Here is an 18629-nt window from a genome sequence, read left to right on the forward strand (position 1 = left end):
TCGGGGATCTAGTTTATTCTAGTTTATTGTTGTTGTAAAGATTGATTTTCGGAAGTGGTAATTAACTCATCATCTTGATAATATTCCGGTAACAATTCCTGAGATTCTATTTCTCCCAAGGACTTTTCTAACCCTTTTGTTGTTTCCACACAACTAGAACCGATTGCATTTAAAACCCGTTCCACAATTTTACCATCTTTACCAATGCGATATTCAACTTTTTGATATTCAGCCATAATGATTTTTCCTTTTGTCCTCAGATCCCCGACTTCTTACCTTATTTAATCATTTATTGATAAAATCTTAAAAAGAAGTCGGGGATCTTATTTAAACCCATCTACCAACTAAAACCCGCACCGTACCATCTGCTAAAACTTCCTCTTCCTCCACACTAAAACCCTCAGTTTGTATGGTTTCCATCAAAGTTTTATGGGCGTACTTTTGACTAATATTATTAATAAACTCCTGCTGATTAATTTTCGCACCCCAAAAATCAGCCACTAATTCATAACTTTCGCCATTTTTACGAAAACCTAAATCATAACCATTAGATTGCTTAATCACATACTCAGCATTAGTTTTATCACCCATATAACCCCGAACCTGAGTATTTTGTTCAACTTGATAACCCAACTCCTTTAATACTTGAAGCAGCACTTCACCCTGTTTAATTTGCACCTTAATAGTTGTAAAATGAGACATAAAAAATCAACTCCTATAAAAATCTCTCCAAAACCTCTTCCCTCCGCGTCCTCCGCGCCTCTGCGGTTCGTTTTCTTTTATTATTTAATCCACCTCCAAAGGACCCAAACCCTGCTGCTGAGAATAAACCTTTAACTCCTCAATTAACAGTGTATCAATAGAAGCCGTTCTTGCGCCAGCTTCCGCAGCCCAGCGTTTTAAACTCGTAATTTGTTCCTTAGCAATAGCAGCCAAAGGAACAGTTTCCGATACCGCCGCTAAAATATCTTCAGTGTGAAAATCCCGCCTATTACCATCTATTAAACTACCAAAAGCGCGGTGCATACCATCAATAATTACCTGTTGAATTTCTGCACCGCTAAAATTTTCGCTATGACTTGCAAGTTTCTGTAAATCAAAATCTCGCAGTCGGGAAGGACGGATTTTTTGCAAGTGGACTTTAAAAATATCATGGCGTTCTTTTTCTGTGGGTAAATTTAAAAAGAATATTTCATCAAATCGGCCTTTTCTTAATAACTCGGCTGGTAATATTTGCACATTATTAGCAGTAGCCACCATAAACACCGGACTGGTTTTTTCTTGCATCCAGGTAATGAGTGTACCAAATACCCGGCGCGATGTTCCAGAGTCACCATCTACACCACTATTAATATTACCAAAAGCCTTATCTATTTCATCCATCCATAATACACAGGGTGATATTGCTTCTGCTAATTGTATCATTTGCCGAATGCGATTTTCACTTTCTCCGACTATGCCCCCAAATAATCTCCCCACGTCTAAACGTAACAATGGTAAACGCCATTCATGGGCGATAGTTTTGGCTGATAATGATTTTCCTGTTCCTTGGATTCCTACTAATAAAACGCCTTTGGGGTTGGGGATTCCATAACGTCGTGCTTCTTCGGTAAAAGCATCTTGACGCATTCGCACCCACTGTTTAAGATTTTCTAAACCACCGACATTTTTTAATGATTCATTAGCGGTGTAAAATTCTAAGATTCCAGTTTGGCGAACTGCTTGTTTTTTCTCTTCTAATACTCTATCAATATCTGTTTCGTTGACTTGTCCTTTTGCTGCTAAAGCGGCGGCTAAAACTCTTCTAATTCTGGCGCGACTTAATCCTTGACAGGCTTTGATTAATTGTTCTTTTCCTAGTCCATTTAAGTTAAGTTTTTCGGGGACTATTAATTGATGAATTAAATAATCTATTTCTTCGATGTTGGGTAAGGGAAAATCAATTACTGTAATTTCTTCTTGTAGTTCTGGGGGAATGGTTAATGTATGACTGGTGAGGATGAGGGTTTGGCGTGTGCGTTTGAGTTGACGGGTGAGGTTTTTGATAGCCCGAATTACGGGAGCATTTTTTTCTGTTTCGGGGTTTTTGAGGATAAAATGGATGTCTCGCAATACAAATATTGTGGTTGTATTTTCTGGGGTTTTGGTAATTCTTGATAATGCTCCCATGACTGAACCTTTATCAGTTCCGTTGTCATCCCAACCGGTGACGATATCCCATAATAATAGTTGTCGTGGTGTCTGGGATATTTGGGTGAGTTGTTGGAGGACTTGTTCTATTGGTTCTTCTTCGACTCCGACTATATATAGTAGGGGATAGCGGGCGCGAAGCATTAAGTCTATTTGTTGGATGAGTTGTTGATGGGGGTTATTCATTATGTATAAATAGGGGAGTTAGTTGTTAGTTTATTCGGGTTTTTATTTCGCGCAAAGTTGCAAAGAAGAAAATAAATGTCAGAATCAGGATGACCAGGATTTGAGGATGTACAGGATGTGATTGTTTGATTATTGGTTAGTTGTTGATGATTAGTATGGAGAAAAGTGAATATTGATGAAGTGAGATGGAAGATTATTGTCTGAATCAGGATGTCCAGGATTTGAGGATGTACAGGATGTGATTGTTTGATTATTGGTTAGTTGTTGATGATTAGTATGGAGAAAAGTGAATATTGATGAAGTGAGATGGAAGATTATTGTCTGAATCAGGATGTCCAGGATTTGAGGATGTACAGGATGTGATTGTTTGATTATTCGTTAGTTGTTAATGATTAGTATAGAGGAAAGTGAATATTCATGAAGTGAGATAGAAGAATAAATATATGAATCTCATCTATTAATCATCAAATTACAATCCTGTCAATCCTTTAATCCTGGATATCCTGATTCAGACAAAAAATTTTTCTCGCTATGCGAGAGGGATAAGAAAAGAAAAGAGCAAGAGGGCAAAAGCGCATAGTGCTATCAAGTCCTCGCCGCACCACTACATACAACCCGAAAACCAACACTGTAGTTGTAGTCGAGGTCGTCGAAGTAGCGATAAGCAGAACGGCAATTCCCAGGACCGTCGTTCCACGAACCACCGCGCAGCAGCTTTGTATTAGCAATCTTTTCAATACCTAACCATGCGCTTGAATCTGTTGGCGCACTTTCATAGTTACTATGCCAATTATCTTGACACCACTCCCATACATTGCCGTGCATATCGTATAATCCAAAGTTATTGGCTACTCCAAAACTCCCTACTTCTCTTGTTTCTTTTCTATAAACTCCTGTGAGTCCTTGTCTATAAGTATAATGACCATGATAGTTAGCTAAATCCGTTGTAATCGTCTCTCCAAAGTGAAATGGTGTGGTAGTTCCCGCTCTACAAGCATATTCCCATTCGGCTTCACTTGGCAGTCTGTAGTTTTTTCCTGTCCTTTGACTTAACTTTTCACAGAATGCCACTGCATCATACCAATAAACTCTTTCAACAGGGCGATTATTACTTTTGAAAGAAGAAGGGTTAGTTCCCGTGATAGCTTGATATTGTGCCTGTGTTACCGGATATTTTCCCATAAAGAAACTAGGAACTGTAACTTGATGCTGAGGACCTTCATTATCCATTCTTCTATCTTCATTTTCCGGTGAACCCATCATAAAAGTACCACCAGGAATTGCAGCCATTTCTAACTTTACACCACTACCTAAATCTTCCATGAAATATCTAGCTACACGCGGCTGACGGTGAATAATTTCGCCAAATTTGTTGACTGTTACTACTTCAATTTGTTCTAGTTTTAAACCTTGGGGATTAAAATTAAAAGCTGCTTGTTTCGCTTTTGATTCAATTCTAGAATTTAATATATGATGTGCTTGTATCTGAATTTCTACAGATTCATCCTTTAAACCTGCAATTACTAAATCTAAACCCTGTTCTCCATAATTCAAAGCTTGCTCAAGTGCAGCAATTCTCACCTTTGCCTCTGGATTTTGTAACCGCAACTTTACCCCTTCAATACCACCTAAAACGGCTGCACCTTCTAGTGATTGACTATTACCACCAAGCACAGCATCGTATTCTCGCGGTTGTTGTGGATTATTCATGATTGGTTAATGGTTGGTTTCATGTATGCTGTATATAAAATAGCATATTATTGTCTGATAGCGTAGCGTGGCGTTAGCCATATCAGGATGTCCAGGATTTAAGGATGTACAGGATGTGATTGGATGATTTTTTGTTGTGTGGTGAATGTTGTGGTTGTCTGAATCAGGATGTCCAGGATTTAAGGATGTACAGGATGTGATTGTTTAATTATTGGTTAGGTGTTGATAATTAGTATGGAGAAAGGTAAATATTTATGAAATTACTGTAATAATCAATACATGATTCACGTCTAGTAATCATCAAATAACAATCCTGTAAATCCTCTAATCCTGGTTATCCCGATTCTGACAAAAAATTATAAACTGAGTCACTAACCATCAAATAACAATCCTGTAAATCCTATAATCCTGGTTATCCTGATTCAGACAAAAAATTCTAACTTTTTGACTTTTGACTTCCCGAAGGTAGTCCTGATTCTGACAAATAGAAACTTGACGAAGTTGAAAATATACTCTAATATAAAAATATAGGATGCAGCAGACATGATTTAGGCGTTGAAAGATAGTCTAAACATGACATCCCGTTACCTTTATGGTCGAGGAATTCCGGTAAAGACGTTCTGAATACCAAAAATTGATTTTTGGCGAAGACTCCTCAAGGAGTCTTTGTTATTTAAGGACTGGGTAATTTTTTATTATTTAATAAGTTTTTGGCTATCACAAAAAAGCGAACTTTTTTGATTTTACCTATACCATCATATTTAGGGTAGGCGCTTTCTACGTGCAACCTCAGTTTTTTACTTTCCCGAAATACTGTAAAAACAACAAAATAATCAAATTCAATACCATTGGAATCTAAAATTTTAACGGTTGCAAAGTTTCCATATCCAGCATGACATACTAATGTTGTTTTTTCACCCAGTGACTTGATAATACTGGGTAAATGCTTTGACAAATTGTATCTTTCAAAATTGAATGGTCTAGACTCTCTTGGAGCATTATACATCAATAAATTTGATTCTTCGCTACTCAGTTCATCCGATTCTTTAGTAAAACAATGTGAGCTATATGTAACGATAAATTTGTATGTGAATGGGTTATTTTCATCTGTATCATCAGTATATTCAACCCAGTGAACATCAAGATGTGATAAGTCGTAAACTTGACCATTAAATGTGAAATTTCTCCAGTGTTTAACCTCCGTTTTGACTGTATTAAAATTTTTACCCATGAGTTAATATAAGCTGCTATGATTTATACAATAATCTTGTAATCTTAATAGTATAAAAATCACAATGTCAAGTATTTAAAGTTTACAGGATGTTCTTGTTTAATTATTGGTTGGTTGTTGATGATTAGTATGGAGAAAGTAAATATTTATGAAGTGAGATGTAAAAATAAATACATAAATAACAGCCATTAACCATCAAATAACCATCCTGAAAATCCTTTCATCCTGGATATCCTGATTCTGACAAATTCATCATAATAGGTTCTTTGTTAGGAAGTTTGATAATAATTTCCATAGTTCCTCCTAAAGCATTAACAACATTACGCAGCGTATTTAATTCTAAACTTTCTCCACTTTCTAAATCAGATATTTCTTTTTGGGATAACTCCAAACTAGCAGCTAATTCTGATTGTGATAAACCCAGTTTTTCCCCCAAATGTTGAAGCGTAATTTCTTCTAACCTTATTTCAGAAGTTCTTGCAGCAATAATTTCTTTTCTTTCTTGAGAAAGTTGATTTAATTCTTCAGATAAAGTTGTATATTTTTTCATGATTTTTCTTCCTTGATTGTCTCCAAATATTCTCTATATCGTTTATCTGCTATGGCAATATTTTCTTTATACCATTTTTTATTACCAGCTTTGTTACCTCCAACTAATAAAATCGCTTGTCTTTTAGGATCAAATGCAAATAAAATCCGCCAAGGTTATCCTTGATGTTGAATACGCAGTTCTTTCATATTGCTGAAATCAGAACCTTCTAAAGTATCAACTCTTGGTCTTCCTAAACCGGGTCCAAATTCTGCTAAAATACCTAATACAGCAAATACTTCATTTTGAAATCCCTGTTCTTGTTGATAAAACCAAATTCTAAAATCAGGATCAAATATTATATTCCATTCCATAAATTCATTTAACTTATTCTATTTTATCTCAATCAGTTGTACATTGTTATAAATCAATTTTTGTTTGATATATCCTCTATTAAATATACCATATTTGGGTAATTTTGCTAGGTTTTTAGATAAATTTAATATTGTCAGAATCAGGATGTCCAGGATTTAAGGATGTACAGGATGTGATTGGATGATTTTTTGTTGTGTGGTGAAAGTTGTGGTTGTCAGAATCAGGATGTCCAGGATTTAAGGATGTACAGGATGTGATTGGATGATTTTTTGTTGTGTGGTGAAAGTTGTGGTTGTCAGAATCAGGATGTCCAGGATTTAAGGATGTACAGGATGTGATTGGATGATTATTGGTTAGGTGTTGATGATTAGTATGGAGAAAGGTTTATTTTTATGAAATTACTTTAATAATCAATACATCATTCACGTCTAGTAATCATCAAATAATCATCCTGTAAATCCTCTAATCCTGGTTATCCTGATTCAGACAAAAGGTTTATTTTTATGAAATTACTTTAATAATCAATACATCATTCACGTCTAGTAATCATCAAATAATCATCCTGTAAATCCTCTAATCCTGGTTATCCTGATTCAGACAAAAGGTTAATTTTTATGAAATTACTGTAATAATCAATACATCATTCACGTTTAGTAATCATCAAATAATCATCCCGTAAATCCTATAATCCTGGATATCCTGATTCAGACAAAAGGTTAATTTTTATGAAATTACTTTAATAATCAATACATCATTCACGTCTAGTAATCATCAAATAATCATCCTGTGAATCCTATAATCCTGGTTATCCTGATTCTGACAAAATTTTAAATAAATATTCATAAAGTCACATGGAAGAATAAATACATAAACAACAGCCATTAACCATCAAATTACAATCCTGTAAATCCTATAATCCTGGTTATCCTGATTCTGACAGTTGACAGATTATAATTAAAATACAGTACAATATGCCTATAACCTAGTAAATCACATAAACAATTATGAATGTACAACTTGTTGATTCCCTTGTAGAAATTGTTTTAAAATTAACTCCTGAAGAAAAACAACTTTTCCAACAAAGGTTAACTTATCAAGATTTCAACAAACAAACTAAAAAGCCTTTAACCTCTGAAGAAAGATTACAACTTTGGCAAGAGTGGATAGAAAAAGCTCCTCAAAGTTCTGTTAATCTTCCTGATGAAGCACTACGTCGAGAAAACATTTATGATGATAGAGGAACATGAGTAATTACTTATTAGATACCAATATTCTGTTACGTTCAAGAGATATCACATCTCCTGATTTTCATCTAGTTGATAAAACAATTAAATATTTAATATCTAATAATCATCAATGTTTTATTACCTCTCAAGTAATTATTGAATTTTGGGTTGTTGCTACTCGTCCTGTTAATGTTAATGGCTTAGGATGGACTGTAGAACAAACAACTCAAGCAGTACAAATGCTAATAAATCAATTTGATTTACTAGAAGAAACACCAGATGTATTTTCTATTTGGTTGAACTTAGTAACAACATATAATATTTCTGGTAAACGAACTCATGATATACACATATTAGCAGTGATGCTTGCTCATAATATCAGCCATATTTTAACTTTAAACCCCAAAGATTTTATAGCTGTTCCAGAAATTACGATTATTCATCCTCAAAGTATTAATAGCTAAGACCATATTTGGGTAATTTTACTAAGTTTTTAGATAGATTTAATGTTGTCAGAATCAAGATGTCCAGGATTTAAGGATGTACAGGATGTGATTGTTTAATTATTGGTTAGGTGTTGATGATTAGTATGGAGAAAAGTTAATTTTTATGAAATTACTTTAATAATCAATACATGATTCACGTCTAGTAATCATCAAATAATCATCCTGAAAATCCTATAATCCTGGGTATCCTGATATGGCTAACGCCACGCTTCGCTATCAGACAATATGTTACAATTGGAATAGAGGTAAAATCAAAAATTCCGTAATTAAATTGATCAGAAAAGACCATGCAACAAATTAATTTTGATGCTCGTGTAGATGAAAATGGTTGTTTATACCTGAAACTTCCCCCAAATTTTGCCGGGATGGAAATAACAGGAAAACTTTTATATCAAGTTCATCCTATTTCCTTACCCAATCGCCAAGAGAACAAAATTGATATTAATCTTGTTCGGAGTATTTGTCATCAGATTAGAAATTTACCAGTTCTTGATAGCAGAACTCCTGATGAAATTATTGGTTATAACGATTTTGGAATCCTAGAATAATGGTTATTGATACTTCTGCTATTATGGCAATTATTTATGCTATTAATTGATGCTATATTTGATGTAGACAATAATCATCCTGTAAATCCTCTAATCCTGGTTATCCTGATTCTGACATTATGTTACAATCTGAATTGAGAGAAACAGGAGCATAAAACTATGCCATTAATCAAAATACCAAGACATTATCTTGTATCTCAAGATGAAGATTCAATTACAGTAGATGTACCAGAATCAATGCTATCACATTGGAAAAAAAACTATGAAAAAATTATTCAAGCCAAAGGAATTTTAAAGCATAAAAAAGCAGCAATGTTAGCTCATTTAGATACTCTGCGTCAGGAATGGGAAGAATAAAATATCTTTATGATACCAATATTTTTATTTACTATCTAGCCGATGATATAACAGTTAATTCATAGTTTACAGAAGAGTTTTTGAATTTGCACGAAATTCTAGTTTCACCGATTATCCGCATTGAATTACTGAGTTTTGCCGACTTATCAAAAGAGGAGGAACAGTCTATTGAAGATTTACTATCTCAGTTTAATACAGTTCCATTTTTACGAGAAATTGAAAATCAGACAATCCAAATCAAACGACAATATAAAATTAAACTTCCTGATGCAATTATCGCCGCTACAGCAGTAAATCAAGACGCATTTTGAGTAACAAGAAATATCGGTGATTTTAAAGGAATTACTGGACTAAAGATTGAAAATCCCTTTGTTAATTGATAATGGAGGAAGATATGACTTTTATTAAGTTCTGCTGCTTGTAATCTCCTCTCAGCTTTTTCTAACAATCTTTGTTGTTCAGGATTCATATTACTAAACCATCTTTTCTAAGATTACGAAAAAAACCACTATCATGATTTTCTAGTTGTTCAGAATTAGCAAAAGCAAAACTGATTAAAAATAGCATATTATTGTCAGAATCAGGACACTCTTAGGGAAGTCAAAAATTTACATTTGTCTGAATCAGGATGTCCAGGATTTGAGGATGTACAGGATGTGATTGTTTAGAGACTTCCAAGAAATAAATTATCCTAAGAAACGAACCACAGAGGCACAGAGTACACAGAGAGAGAATTTCTGCATCAGTTTTGGGACATTTTTTTATTTGGAAGTCTCTTAATTATTGGTTGGTTGTTGATGATTAGTATGAAGAAAGGTTCATTTTTATCAAATTATTGTAATAATCAATACATCATTCACGTCTAGTAATTATCAAATAATCATCCTGTTAATCCTATAATCCTGGTTATCCTGATTCTGACAAAATATTATAAACTGAGTCATTAACCATCAAATTACAATCCTGTAAATCCTCTAATCCTAATCAGTGTTATGGAGGGTATTAAAAATATATATTAAAAACGATACATTAATTAAGTATATTCAACACTTGCGTTAATCTCAATCTATGCTATATCATTCGAGGTTTATTTGAAGTGGAGGTAAAAACACAAAGAACGAAAATAAGCGTTAGACTAAATAAATCATCTTAATATGGTTCTATATGACCTGTAATAGTGCCAAGTATGGCTTTAAAGGACTTGACTATGAAGGAATTTAAGCTAGGCTAATAAGGTCTAAATTTTATTAGGTACAGTTCCGACAGAGCAATAAAGCCAAAATGTAAATTTTAGTAATTGAGCCTGCTATAACTACCTGATGAATTGAATAGCCTGATACTTATTCAAGAATCGTTATCTACTAACCTAGACAAGTTAACTAATTAACGAACTCATGAAACACTAAAAATTGTAAAATCTATTTTACAACACCGATTCATGAGAAAATCTAAAGAAAATATAAAATAAACTCAAATGACTGTGGTGTCTGGAGGGACAAGTGTTTTTAAGACTAGCAAACGAGCATAGACAATTTGTTCAAGATTTAGTAATGAATTTGCAAGCTCTAGCAGTTGTACTAGAGAGGTATGGTTATCCGGCTTCTTGTTATACTTGCGGCGACCAAATGAACAGTGCATCTTTTATGGTAAGCTTAGGCGATAATCACTTAATTCGCTTTTTAGTATCCGATTATGGGATTACTTGGACAGAAATGCGTGATGATAGAGAGTTAATGAAATTAGAGGGTGCAGAAGCAATTAATCAGTTAGAAGAACTAGCAACCCTTGTTAAAGAGGCGATGCAAACTTCTAGAGGTACTGAGTATTCATCTCCGAAGAGTAAACGGATGTTACAGAATACAGCGGGAAGTGTGAAAACTCACCGATAATCTCCTGACAATATATTGGTATTTCAGGTTGCTATTTTCTATTACCTATAGAAGGATGAAAATAGGCTGATCATCTCTCTGGAGAATTGCACATTGTAGGGGCAAGACCCTTTCGGACGCAAGCTAGATAAATTGCCCCTATACCCCCTATACTAATACAACCGGGCTTCACACGGACTTGGTGAAAATAGGACTGTCCGTTGATTTGGTAATTTTCGGTATATTAATATTAACTTCTAAAAAATCATTATCTTTGAGAATTTGATAGAGATTGACATCCTTCTCTAATAAACAGGCATGACCGCTATGTGGTAATATGAATGTCTGGCTATTTGGTAAAATACCTGCCAATCGAGTAACTTCACTTACAGAGGGTAATAAGCGATCGCTACCACTGCCAATGAGTAAAATTGGTTGTGTTAGCTGTTGTAGCTCTTTGCTATCAACCTGGAAATCTCGCAGTAAGGATAAGCGCCAATTTACGGTTGCTGATGGTAGGGAACGCATAGCTGTAAGTAGTGTATGGCGATCGCTTGGAGAAATCCGTTCTAATGATGCTAGAAACGGCAACAAACCCAACGCACCAATATCAAATAGGAATGATGGCACAAATTGAGTAGCCGGGGATATCCAATTAAACCAAGATTGCTGCTGCAAAGCCGAAGCAGGATTAATTAAGATAATACGCTTAAATAACTGCGGTGACTGGATGGCGACTTGTATTGCTAAACAACCACCAAAAGATTCACCACATAGATATATTTTCCGTTGACAGCTTTTTTCTAACTCAGCGTGAACCAAGTCCAAAACATTCCTCGCTAAAACATCCCAAGTTGCCAGATAGTCTTTGGGTATAGCCAAGCAACGAATATCTAAACCAGAGGCTAATTCCGGGATTTGAGATTGAAATAACTCACCAGTCCCATCCATACCTGGTAAATAGATGAATAAAGGAGAATCTGATTTTACTGGATTTGGCGTTAAAAAACAAGGTTTAGGATCAACTGCTGGCATTTTACTTATTTTTATTCGTCTACTCTATCTTTAACTTTACCCTCTTCGGTATCCAGATAGGGATTGTGATGAAATTTTTATCTTTTCTCATCTGTCTAAAATCAACCTTTCCAGATAAAAAATCATCCACTCTGAAACCATAATTACAGAATTTATAGCAATTTGTATTCATGATATATAAGTATGTGAGTCGGCATTCAGTCGCTAGACATTAGCTAAATGCTGCGAGTAAATTTCTAATAGTTAGTTCAATGATTAATGAATTAAAATTCCCAAACAAGGCTCGCTAAATTAGGAATTTCTAGAACAACAACCTAGTAAATTACTCAGAATTGCAACTAACAGTTTAGTCAATTATTACTGGGAACATCTAATATGCAAAATCATATCCACACAATTAGTTATATCGCTAGATTTTCAGTTAGTGTATTCTCTGTAACTACTAAGGACAGAAACAAGTTTTACCATGATTATTAGTAAATACTTTCTCTGATTTAGTTAAAAATCAGGTGGATTTATAGAAGTAATTAAACAATTCTTCAGTCCATAAACTTGTTATCCATCGCCAGGAGTTTGAAAAAAAAGTAGCAATGTTATATAATTACGTAGTTTTGTCTAAATCATCTAGATTATTAATAGAGAAAACTGATTAATAATTTGCTTTTATAGTCCATGAATCTTGTGAATAAAACAGAAAAGACTTTTGCACTGACCACACCACTATACTATGTCAACGATGTTCCGCATATTGGCAGTGCTTATACAACTATAGCAGCGGATGTAGTAGCCAGATTTAATCGCTTACAGGGACATCAAGTACTACTAGTTACAGGTACAGATGAACACGGGCAAAAAATTCAGCGTTCAGCAGCAAATTTAGGAAAACCACCCCAAGATTTTTGTGATGAAATCGTTCCTAGTTTTCTTAACTTGTGGGATTTACTCGATATTCAATATGATCGCTTTAGTCGGACTACAGCACCCCGTCACCAAGCGATAGTGAAAGAGTTCTTTCAGCGAGTTTGGGAAACTGGTGACATCTACCAAGGACAACAGAAAGGTTGGTACTGCGTTTCCTGTGAAGAATTCAAGGAAGAACGGGATTTACTTGCAGACAAACACTGTCCCACCCATACCAACAAACAAGTAGAGTGGCGAGACGAGCAGAACTATTTCTTTCGCTTGTCTAAATATCAAACCCAGCTAGAGGAGTTTTACCAATCCCACCCAGATTTTATCCAACCTGTCAGCAGACGGAATGAAGTTTTCAATTTTGTCGCTCAAGGTTTACAGGACTTTTCAATTTCCCGGGTAAATCTGGATTGGGGTTTTCCTGTACCTGTGAATCCTCAACATACATTATATGTGTGGTTTGATGCCTTGCTGGGTTATGTTACGGCATTGTTAGAACCAGATGCAGAACCAACTATAGCTAATGCTTTACAAACATGGTGGCCGATTAACCTGCACCTGATTGGTAAAGATATTTTACGCTTTCATGCTGTGTACTGGCCAGCAATGTTGATGTCAGCAGGTTTACCTTTACCAGACAGGGTATTTGGACATGGTTTTTTAACTAAAGATGGTCAAAAAATGGGGAAGACTTTAGGTAATACCCTTGATCCTATTACTTTAGTGGAAAATTATGGTAGTGATGCCGTTCGTTATTACTTCCTTAAGGAAATCGAATTTGGTAAAGATGGCGATTTTAATGAAATAAGGTTCATTAATGTTTTGAATGCAGATTTGGCGAATGATTTAGGTAATTTGTTAAATCGGACTTTAAACATGGTGAAGAAATACTGTGCTAGTCAAGTACCGTCCATTAGCCAATCAGCTATTCCCATTGACAATCCTTTGAAAACAATGGGTTTGCAGTTAGGAGAAAAGGTGAAACAAGCATACACAGCATTAGCTTTCAATGAAGCCTGTCACTATGTTCTATCTCTGGTACAAGCCAGTAATAAGTTTATTGATGATCAAGCTCCTTGGTCATTATATAAACAAGGTAAGCAGGGGGAAGTGGAAGTGGTGCTATATGCGGTGCTGGAATCTGTAAGACTAGCAGCTTATCTTCTCTCCCCAATTATTCCTAATATCAGCAGTGATATTTATCAGCAATTAGGCTGGGGAATAAATTTTAATGAACAAAAAGAAAGTGCAATTTTAGCTCCTTTTTGTACCCACTCAACATGGGGAATATTATCCGATAAACAAATATTGGGAACGCCAAAACCAGTTTTTAAACGGATAGAAACATCAAAATAAAAGGTAAGGATTTAGGATACAGAATGTTTGATATGGCAAGCAATAGGGAAGAGAATCAGAAAATATTCTTCATCCTTCTTTCTGACTCCTGACTGGGCGCAGGCCCTGCGCCCCTACCTCCTGACTCGGTGACTTCTCACAATAAAAGATTAATTTTGGGAACTGCGAATTTCTTCAAAAAACAATTCGGGGCTACTATTAAAGGCTTGTAGCAGCTAAAGGGAGTGAATAATCAAAACAGTTTTACTGATGATTGATAACTCCTAATGTATTAGCCCCAGAGACTTATCATAAGCAACTCTAACAAGTAGATAGTTAGAAATTTCTATCATAACAGGGATAACAACACAAGGTATGACAACAATGTTGAACAATTTTGAAAACGACTCAATATTTACCCCAGAACAGGTTTTGGAAAATCGGGGTCGGGTGGCTATCTTTATTGATGGCTCAAACTTATTCTATGCGGCACTACAACTAGGAATCGAAATTGATTACACTAAGTTATTGTGCCGGTTGACTGGCGGATCAAGGCTATTACGGGCTTTTTTCTATACAGGAGTGGATCGGACAAATGAGAAACAACAAGGCTTTTTGTTGTGGATGCGTCGTAACGGTTATCGGGTGATTGCTAAGGATTTGGTGCAATTACCAGATGGCTCTAAAAAAGCTAACTTAGATGTGGAAATAGCTGTTGATATGATGGCATTGTGCGATTCCTATGATACCGCAGTTTTAGTCAGCGGTGACGGCGATTTGGCTTATGCTGTCAATTCTGTCAGCTATCGTGGGGTGAGGGTAGAGGTGGTGAGTTTGCGTTCTATGACTAGTGATAGTTTAATTAATGTGAGCGATCGCTATATAGATTTAGAAGCCATCAAAGAAGATATCCAAAAAACTCCCCGCCAAAGTTATCCATATCGGCCATTGTCTAGTATGGGCTTTTTAGACGATCCTAGAGATAGTAATAGACATCTAGAAGTTCCAGAATAATGCAAGATTCACAAGCGAGGGAGAATGGAAGACAAGATGGAAAACATCAGAGGGGAATTAAAAATCATTCTCCCCACTTCTATTCATTTTTGGGGTTAACATCACTAACTAATTGGTTTTACCTGCCTTTGATATTATGTTTAGGCTTATGCTTGTCGAGTTGCGGTAATCCATCACCTACCCAATCAAAAACTGATCCTTCATCTCCAAAAGATGATGATACTAAGGTAACTTTTTTTAGGATTGTTTTTGAACAATTTGATGAGGTAGGTAGACCAATTTGGAAAGTTAAAGCTAAAGAGGCAAAGTACACTACAGATAAACAAGTAGGTCAGGCGGAAAATCCTGAAGGGGAACTTTACCAAGATGGAAAAGTTGTCTACCAAATTAAAGCAGAAAAAGCTGACATTAAGCAAGATGGTAAGCAACTATTTCTTCAAGGTAAAATTGTCGCTACTGATACTCGTAATGGGATTGTCTTCAAGGGTAATGAGCTAGAATGGCGGCCTCAAGAAGATTTATTAATTGTTCGCAATCAGTTAAATGGTAGTCATAAACAATTACAGGCTGTAGCTCAAGAGGCAAAGATTAAAACTCGTGAACAACGGGTAGAATTTTCACAAGGAGTAGTTGCTAAATCCACAGATCCACAGTTGCAAATGCGAACTGAGCATTTAATGTGGCATCTTAAGGAAGAGAAATTATTTAGCGATCGCCCAATTCAAATAGAAAGATATAAAGATAACAAAATTACTGCACGTGGTCAGGGTAACGCCGCAGAAATTAATTTAAAAACTCAAATTGCGACTCTCAAACCACAGGCAAAATTAGAGTTAATAGATCCACCAATGCAAATTACTAGTAACTCTATAACCTGGAATATTAACAAAGAAAATATTACCACAAATTCTCCTATTCGCATATTCCAAGTTGCTGAGAATGTCACTGTCACCGCTAATCAGGGAAAAATGAAAATACCAGAAAACACGGTGTATCTCACTGGTAATGTTAATGCGGTTGGAAAACGTAGTCAGTCTTTAAAATCAAATCAACTAACTTGGTATTTAGATAAAAAATTGTTAGAAGCTCAAGGAAATATAATTTATCGTCAAATCGAACCAAAATTAACTTTTCAAGGGGAAACAGCCGTCGGTAATTTGGAAACAGAAAATATTGTTGTTAAAGGTGGTAATTCCTCCGAAAGCAGAGTAGTCACAGAAATTATCCCCCAGGGGGAAAGGTAGGGGGAGTTGGGGGAGTGGGGGGGGTTGGGGAGTAGGGGGAGTTGGGGGCAGGGGGCAGGGGAGCAGGGGGCAGGGGGCAGGGTATAAATTTATTTTCTTCCTTCTTCCTTCTTCCTTCCGACTCCTGACTCCTAACTCCTAACTCCTAACTCCTATGATTGCTTATACAAAACTTGATTGCGATTAGCTGCACCAAAATTTGGTAAAGAATTATCTAATCGAGGTGTGACAGGATCGGGAGTGTCAGTAGATACTTCTAATTCTTTTTCTAAAGTCTGGAGAAGTTTATCTTGTTGAACCCGAAAAGCTGATACATTGCCACCACGATTAATGATTGTAAACCAAACCAAACCGCGATCGCGTGTGGGGACAACTCCAGCTAAAGCACTAACATTATTGAGAGTACCAGTTTTCATTACCGTTGCTTTGGGCATATGTCGAGAATGTATCGTGCCTCTATGATCTAGTCCAGAGGTAGGAAATAAATCAGCTAAATTTAACTGATAAAAACTAGCTTCCCGTTGTAATGCCATGAACATAGCACAAACCCCCCTGGGAGAAATTCGATTTTCCTTCCCTAAACCAGAACCATTAATCAAGAGAATTTCTGACTTTGGGAATCTAGCCAGTTGGGATGCTGTGGCGCTAACTACATCTGCACCTCCCACAGAATCGGCTAACATTTCCGCAATATCGTTATTACTAAAAACATTCATTTCCTTAATGATTTTTTGCAAAGGTAAGGAAAAATGACGGATTAGTAAAGTCTGTCCAACTCTCGGTTGAGGATCTGCTTGAATATTACCAGCAATAATCACTTGGGGTTTGGGTGTTCCCTTGGGCATAACTGAGTGTTGGAAAACCACAGAACGAGACCAAGTTTGATGATTTAGTGCTTGTTTGAGTAATTGACCGGCGAGCAAGGGATGACGTTGGAAATTCATCGCAAAAGCCCCAGTAATTACCAAATTGCCCTTAACTTGCTTAATACCCATTTTATTCAGAGTATTTCCCAGGGCGATCGCTTCCTCCCCCACAAACATAGGATCACCACTACCAGTAATCACTAAATCACCCTGCACCACCCCATTTACTAAAGGTCCAGTGCTACTAACTAAAGTCTCAAATTGGTGATTCGGTCCCCAAGCTTTCAAAGCCACCAATGAAGTAGCAACCTTAGTTAAAGAAGCAGCGGGTAAAGGTATAGTACCTTGATGATTAGCCATCAGCATTGGTCCCGACTGTAACCAAATCCCCTGAGAGGACATAAGATTTTGGTCAATTAATTTTGACGTAATTAACCCATTAAGATATTCGTGAACCGTAATAGCGCCTGCTGGACTTGGATCAGGGACAAGAATCAAGCTAGAGCTACCTTGCCAAGCCAAGACACTTAAGGCTTCTAAAGGTTGAATCTGCGCCTTAGCCACTTCTAGCCACATAGAAAACAAACCTGATCCTAATAATTCCAGCATATTTAAATTCCTTTATTCGTTAATTGGTAAGAGTTTTCTTTAATTTCGTAAGCGTAAACTATATTCAATATCTTGTCCATTTTCTGTAGTTTGGGTTAAGCGACAGCGCAACCCAGCGCATTTGTTGGGTTTCATATTTTTTAAGGACTTCCAAATAAAAAAATACTCAACCACCTAACGCAAAAATCTCTCAAACCCTTATTCCTCTGTGTCCTCTGCGCCTCTGTGGTTCGTTAATCAGGATAATTTATTTCTTGGAAGTCCCTTAAGCTGATATCCAACCTACAAATCAAGGCTTTTGCCAATTTGGACAAGGTATTGATACAGCGGTTTCCGCTCTTATGAGGTACATCTTAGCCCCCTCATCGCACCCCCCTCAATCCCCCCGCAGCGGAGGGAAGAAAAGGATAAGCTTTTGATACTGGAGGGGGTGGGGGGTGGGGTTCTTGTACCTCATAACATCGGGAAGTGCTGTATTCTGAAACTATTTTTAACTTTTAATTCCCTCTTTTCCTAGCAACTTATACTAATATACGAGCCTGATTATATTTATCAGTATTGTTGACACTGATACTTTAAGTGTTTATTGTCGTAAAACCTTGATATGGCAGACCCAGCCCTTTCTGCGGCTGATTGTACAGCCATTGAGTTTAATTCAGCAGCAAAGGGGAATTCTATCCGTTGTTCAGTAGAGTATTTATTAAGAGCAAACTTATCAATTTTTAGCTTGCGTGGTGCATCCATCCAATATCTAATCGCTTTATTGCGAATGAATTGGGTAGTCCGAATTGCATCGTCTAAGTAGGTTAGCATTGAAAATCGTCGTTATGGAAAGGCAAGAGGCACTCATGCAAGAGGCAAGAGTGAAGAGGGTTTGGGCGATTTTAC

The 18629-nt window shown here is 36.2% G+C and carries 18 protein-coding genes and 2 pseudogenes; 9 read left to right on the forward strand and 11 right to left on the reverse strand.

What is annotated here, in order from left to right; translation table 11 throughout:
- Nucleotides 1–23 precede the first annotated feature (23 nt).
- From NG743_RS13650 to NG743_RS13680, 7 genes and pseudogenes are all read right to left on the reverse strand, one after another.
- Nucleotides 24–236 carry a DUF2997 domain-containing protein gene (locus NG743_RS13650; RefSeq protein ID WP_015079055.1) on the reverse strand — a complete coding sequence of 71 codons (213 nt, stop codon included), beginning with the start codon at nucleotides 234–236 and terminating at the stop codon, nucleotides 24–26.
- A 91-nt stretch (nucleotides 237–327) separates the two neighbouring features.
- Entirely contained in the window at nucleotides 328–702 is a 375-nt protein-coding gene (locus NG743_RS13655) for a DUF1257 domain-containing protein (protein WP_257120257.1), read from the reverse strand.
- Nucleotides 703–786: 84 nt separating this feature from the next.
- A complete protein-coding gene (locus tag NG743_RS13660) occupies nucleotides 787–2376 on the reverse strand; it encodes a Ycf46 family AAA ATPase (RefSeq protein WP_257120258.1) in 1590 nt (529 codons plus the stop codon).
- A 585-nt stretch (nucleotides 2377–2961) separates the two neighbouring features.
- A complete protein-coding gene (locus NG743_RS13665; RefSeq protein WP_306459768.1) occupies nucleotides 2962–4086 on the reverse strand; it encodes a formylglycine-generating enzyme family protein in 1125 nt (374 codons plus the stop codon).
- Between the two features lie 673 nt (nucleotides 4087–4759).
- Nucleotides 4760–5317: a YjaZ family protein gene (locus NG743_RS13670; protein ID WP_257120259.1), complete on the reverse strand. Its 558-nt coding sequence runs from the start codon at nucleotides 5315–5317 to the stop codon at nucleotides 4760–4762.
- Between the two features lie 220 nt (nucleotides 5318–5537).
- The gene (locus NG743_RS13675; RefSeq protein WP_027403304.1) at nucleotides 5538–5867 is read right to left on the reverse strand and encodes a helix-turn-helix domain-containing protein; all 330 of its coding nucleotides are present in this window, start codon (nucleotides 5865–5867) and stop codon (nucleotides 5538–5540) included.
- Nucleotides 5864–6220 (reverse strand): annotated as a pseudogene (locus tag NG743_RS13680) (type II toxin-antitoxin system RelE/ParE family toxin). The gene NG743_RS13675 and the pseudogene NG743_RS13680 overlap by 4 nt, the downstream one beginning before the upstream one ends.
- Nucleotides 6221–7225: 1005 nt before the next feature.
- Here NG743_RS13680 and NG743_RS13685 point away from each other — a divergent pair.
- From NG743_RS13685 to NG743_RS13705, 5 genes are all read left to right on the forward strand, one after another.
- Nucleotides 7226–7468 (forward strand): hypothetical protein, encoded by a 243-nt coding sequence (locus tag NG743_RS13685; RefSeq protein WP_257120260.1) that lies wholly within the window; start codon nucleotides 7226–7228, stop codon nucleotides 7466–7468.
- Nucleotides 7465–7911 (forward strand): type II toxin-antitoxin system VapC family toxin, encoded by a 447-nt coding sequence (locus NG743_RS13690; protein WP_168466213.1) that lies wholly within the window; start codon nucleotides 7465–7467, stop codon nucleotides 7909–7911. Before NG743_RS13685 ends, NG743_RS13690 begins: the two co-directional genes overlap by 4 nt.
- Before the next feature lie 329 nt (nucleotides 7912–8240).
- A complete protein-coding gene (locus NG743_RS13695) occupies nucleotides 8241–8501 on the forward strand; it encodes a hypothetical protein (protein WP_193962688.1) in 261 nt (86 codons plus the stop codon).
- 159 nt (nucleotides 8502–8660) lie between these two features.
- On the forward strand, nucleotides 8661–8858 hold the full coding sequence (locus NG743_RS13700; protein ID WP_027403308.1) for a hypothetical protein: 198 nt from the start codon (nucleotides 8661–8663) through the stop codon (nucleotides 8856–8858).
- A gap of 86 nt (nucleotides 8859–8944) precedes the next feature.
- Complete coding sequence (locus NG743_RS13705; protein ID WP_257120261.1) at nucleotides 8945–9169, forward strand: PIN domain-containing protein; 225 nt, start codon at nucleotides 8945–8947, stop codon at nucleotides 9167–9169.
- On the opposite strand, the gene NG743_RS13710 is transcribed toward NG743_RS13705, so the two are convergent.
- Entirely contained in the window at nucleotides 9154–9327 is a 174-nt protein-coding gene (locus tag NG743_RS13710) for a hypothetical protein (RefSeq protein WP_257120262.1), read from the reverse strand. The two genes, NG743_RS13705 and NG743_RS13710, sit on opposite strands and share 16 nt — an antisense overlap.
- Before the next feature lie 1030 nt (nucleotides 9328–10357).
- Here NG743_RS13710 and NG743_RS13715 point away from each other — a divergent pair.
- On the forward strand, nucleotides 10358–10747 hold the full coding sequence (locus NG743_RS13715; protein WP_027403310.1) for a DUF1815 family protein: 390 nt from the start codon (nucleotides 10358–10360) through the stop codon (nucleotides 10745–10747).
- 168 nt (nucleotides 10748–10915) lie between these two features.
- Here the strand turns inward: NG743_RS13715 and NG743_RS13720 are convergent, their stop codons facing one another.
- A complete protein-coding gene (locus NG743_RS13720) occupies nucleotides 10916–11761 on the reverse strand; it encodes an alpha/beta fold hydrolase (RefSeq protein ID WP_257120263.1) in 846 nt (281 codons plus the stop codon).
- Nucleotides 11762–12433: 672 nt separating this feature from the next.
- Here NG743_RS13720 and metG point away from each other — a divergent pair.
- From metG to lptC, 3 genes are all read left to right on the forward strand, one after another.
- A complete protein-coding gene (metG, locus tag NG743_RS13725) occupies nucleotides 12434–14029 on the forward strand; it encodes a methionine--tRNA ligase (RefSeq protein WP_027403312.1) in 1596 nt (531 codons plus the stop codon).
- Between the two features lie 363 nt (nucleotides 14030–14392).
- The gene (locus tag NG743_RS13730; protein ID WP_027403313.1) at nucleotides 14393–15022 is read left to right on the forward strand and encodes a LabA-like NYN domain-containing protein; all 630 of its coding nucleotides are present in this window, start codon (nucleotides 14393–14395) and stop codon (nucleotides 15020–15022) included.
- A complete protein-coding gene (lptC, locus tag NG743_RS13735; protein ID WP_257120264.1) occupies nucleotides 15022–16266 on the forward strand; it encodes an LPS export ABC transporter periplasmic protein LptC in 1245 nt (414 codons plus the stop codon). Before NG743_RS13730 ends, lptC begins: the two co-directional genes overlap by 1 nt.
- Nucleotides 16267–16418: 152 nt before the next feature.
- On the opposite strand, the gene NG743_RS13740 is transcribed toward lptC, so the two are convergent.
- The gene (locus tag NG743_RS13740) at nucleotides 16419–17741 is read right to left on the reverse strand and encodes a D-alanyl-D-alanine carboxypeptidase (RefSeq protein WP_027403315.1); all 1323 of its coding nucleotides are present in this window, start codon (nucleotides 17739–17741) and stop codon (nucleotides 16419–16421) included.
- Nucleotides 17742–18326: 585 nt separating this feature from the next.
- A pseudogene (locus NG743_RS13745) lies at nucleotides 18327–18554 on the reverse strand (RNA-guided endonuclease TnpB family protein); the annotation flags it as partial.
- Between the last annotated feature and the right edge of the window lie 75 nt (nucleotides 18555–18629).

Origin of the sequence: Dolichospermum heterosporum TAC447 (genome assembly GCF_024584745.1) — a bacterium.
In the GTDB taxonomy this organism is placed as follows: domain Bacteria; phylum Cyanobacteriota; class Cyanobacteriia; order Cyanobacteriales; family Nostocaceae; genus Dolichospermum; species Dolichospermum heterosporum.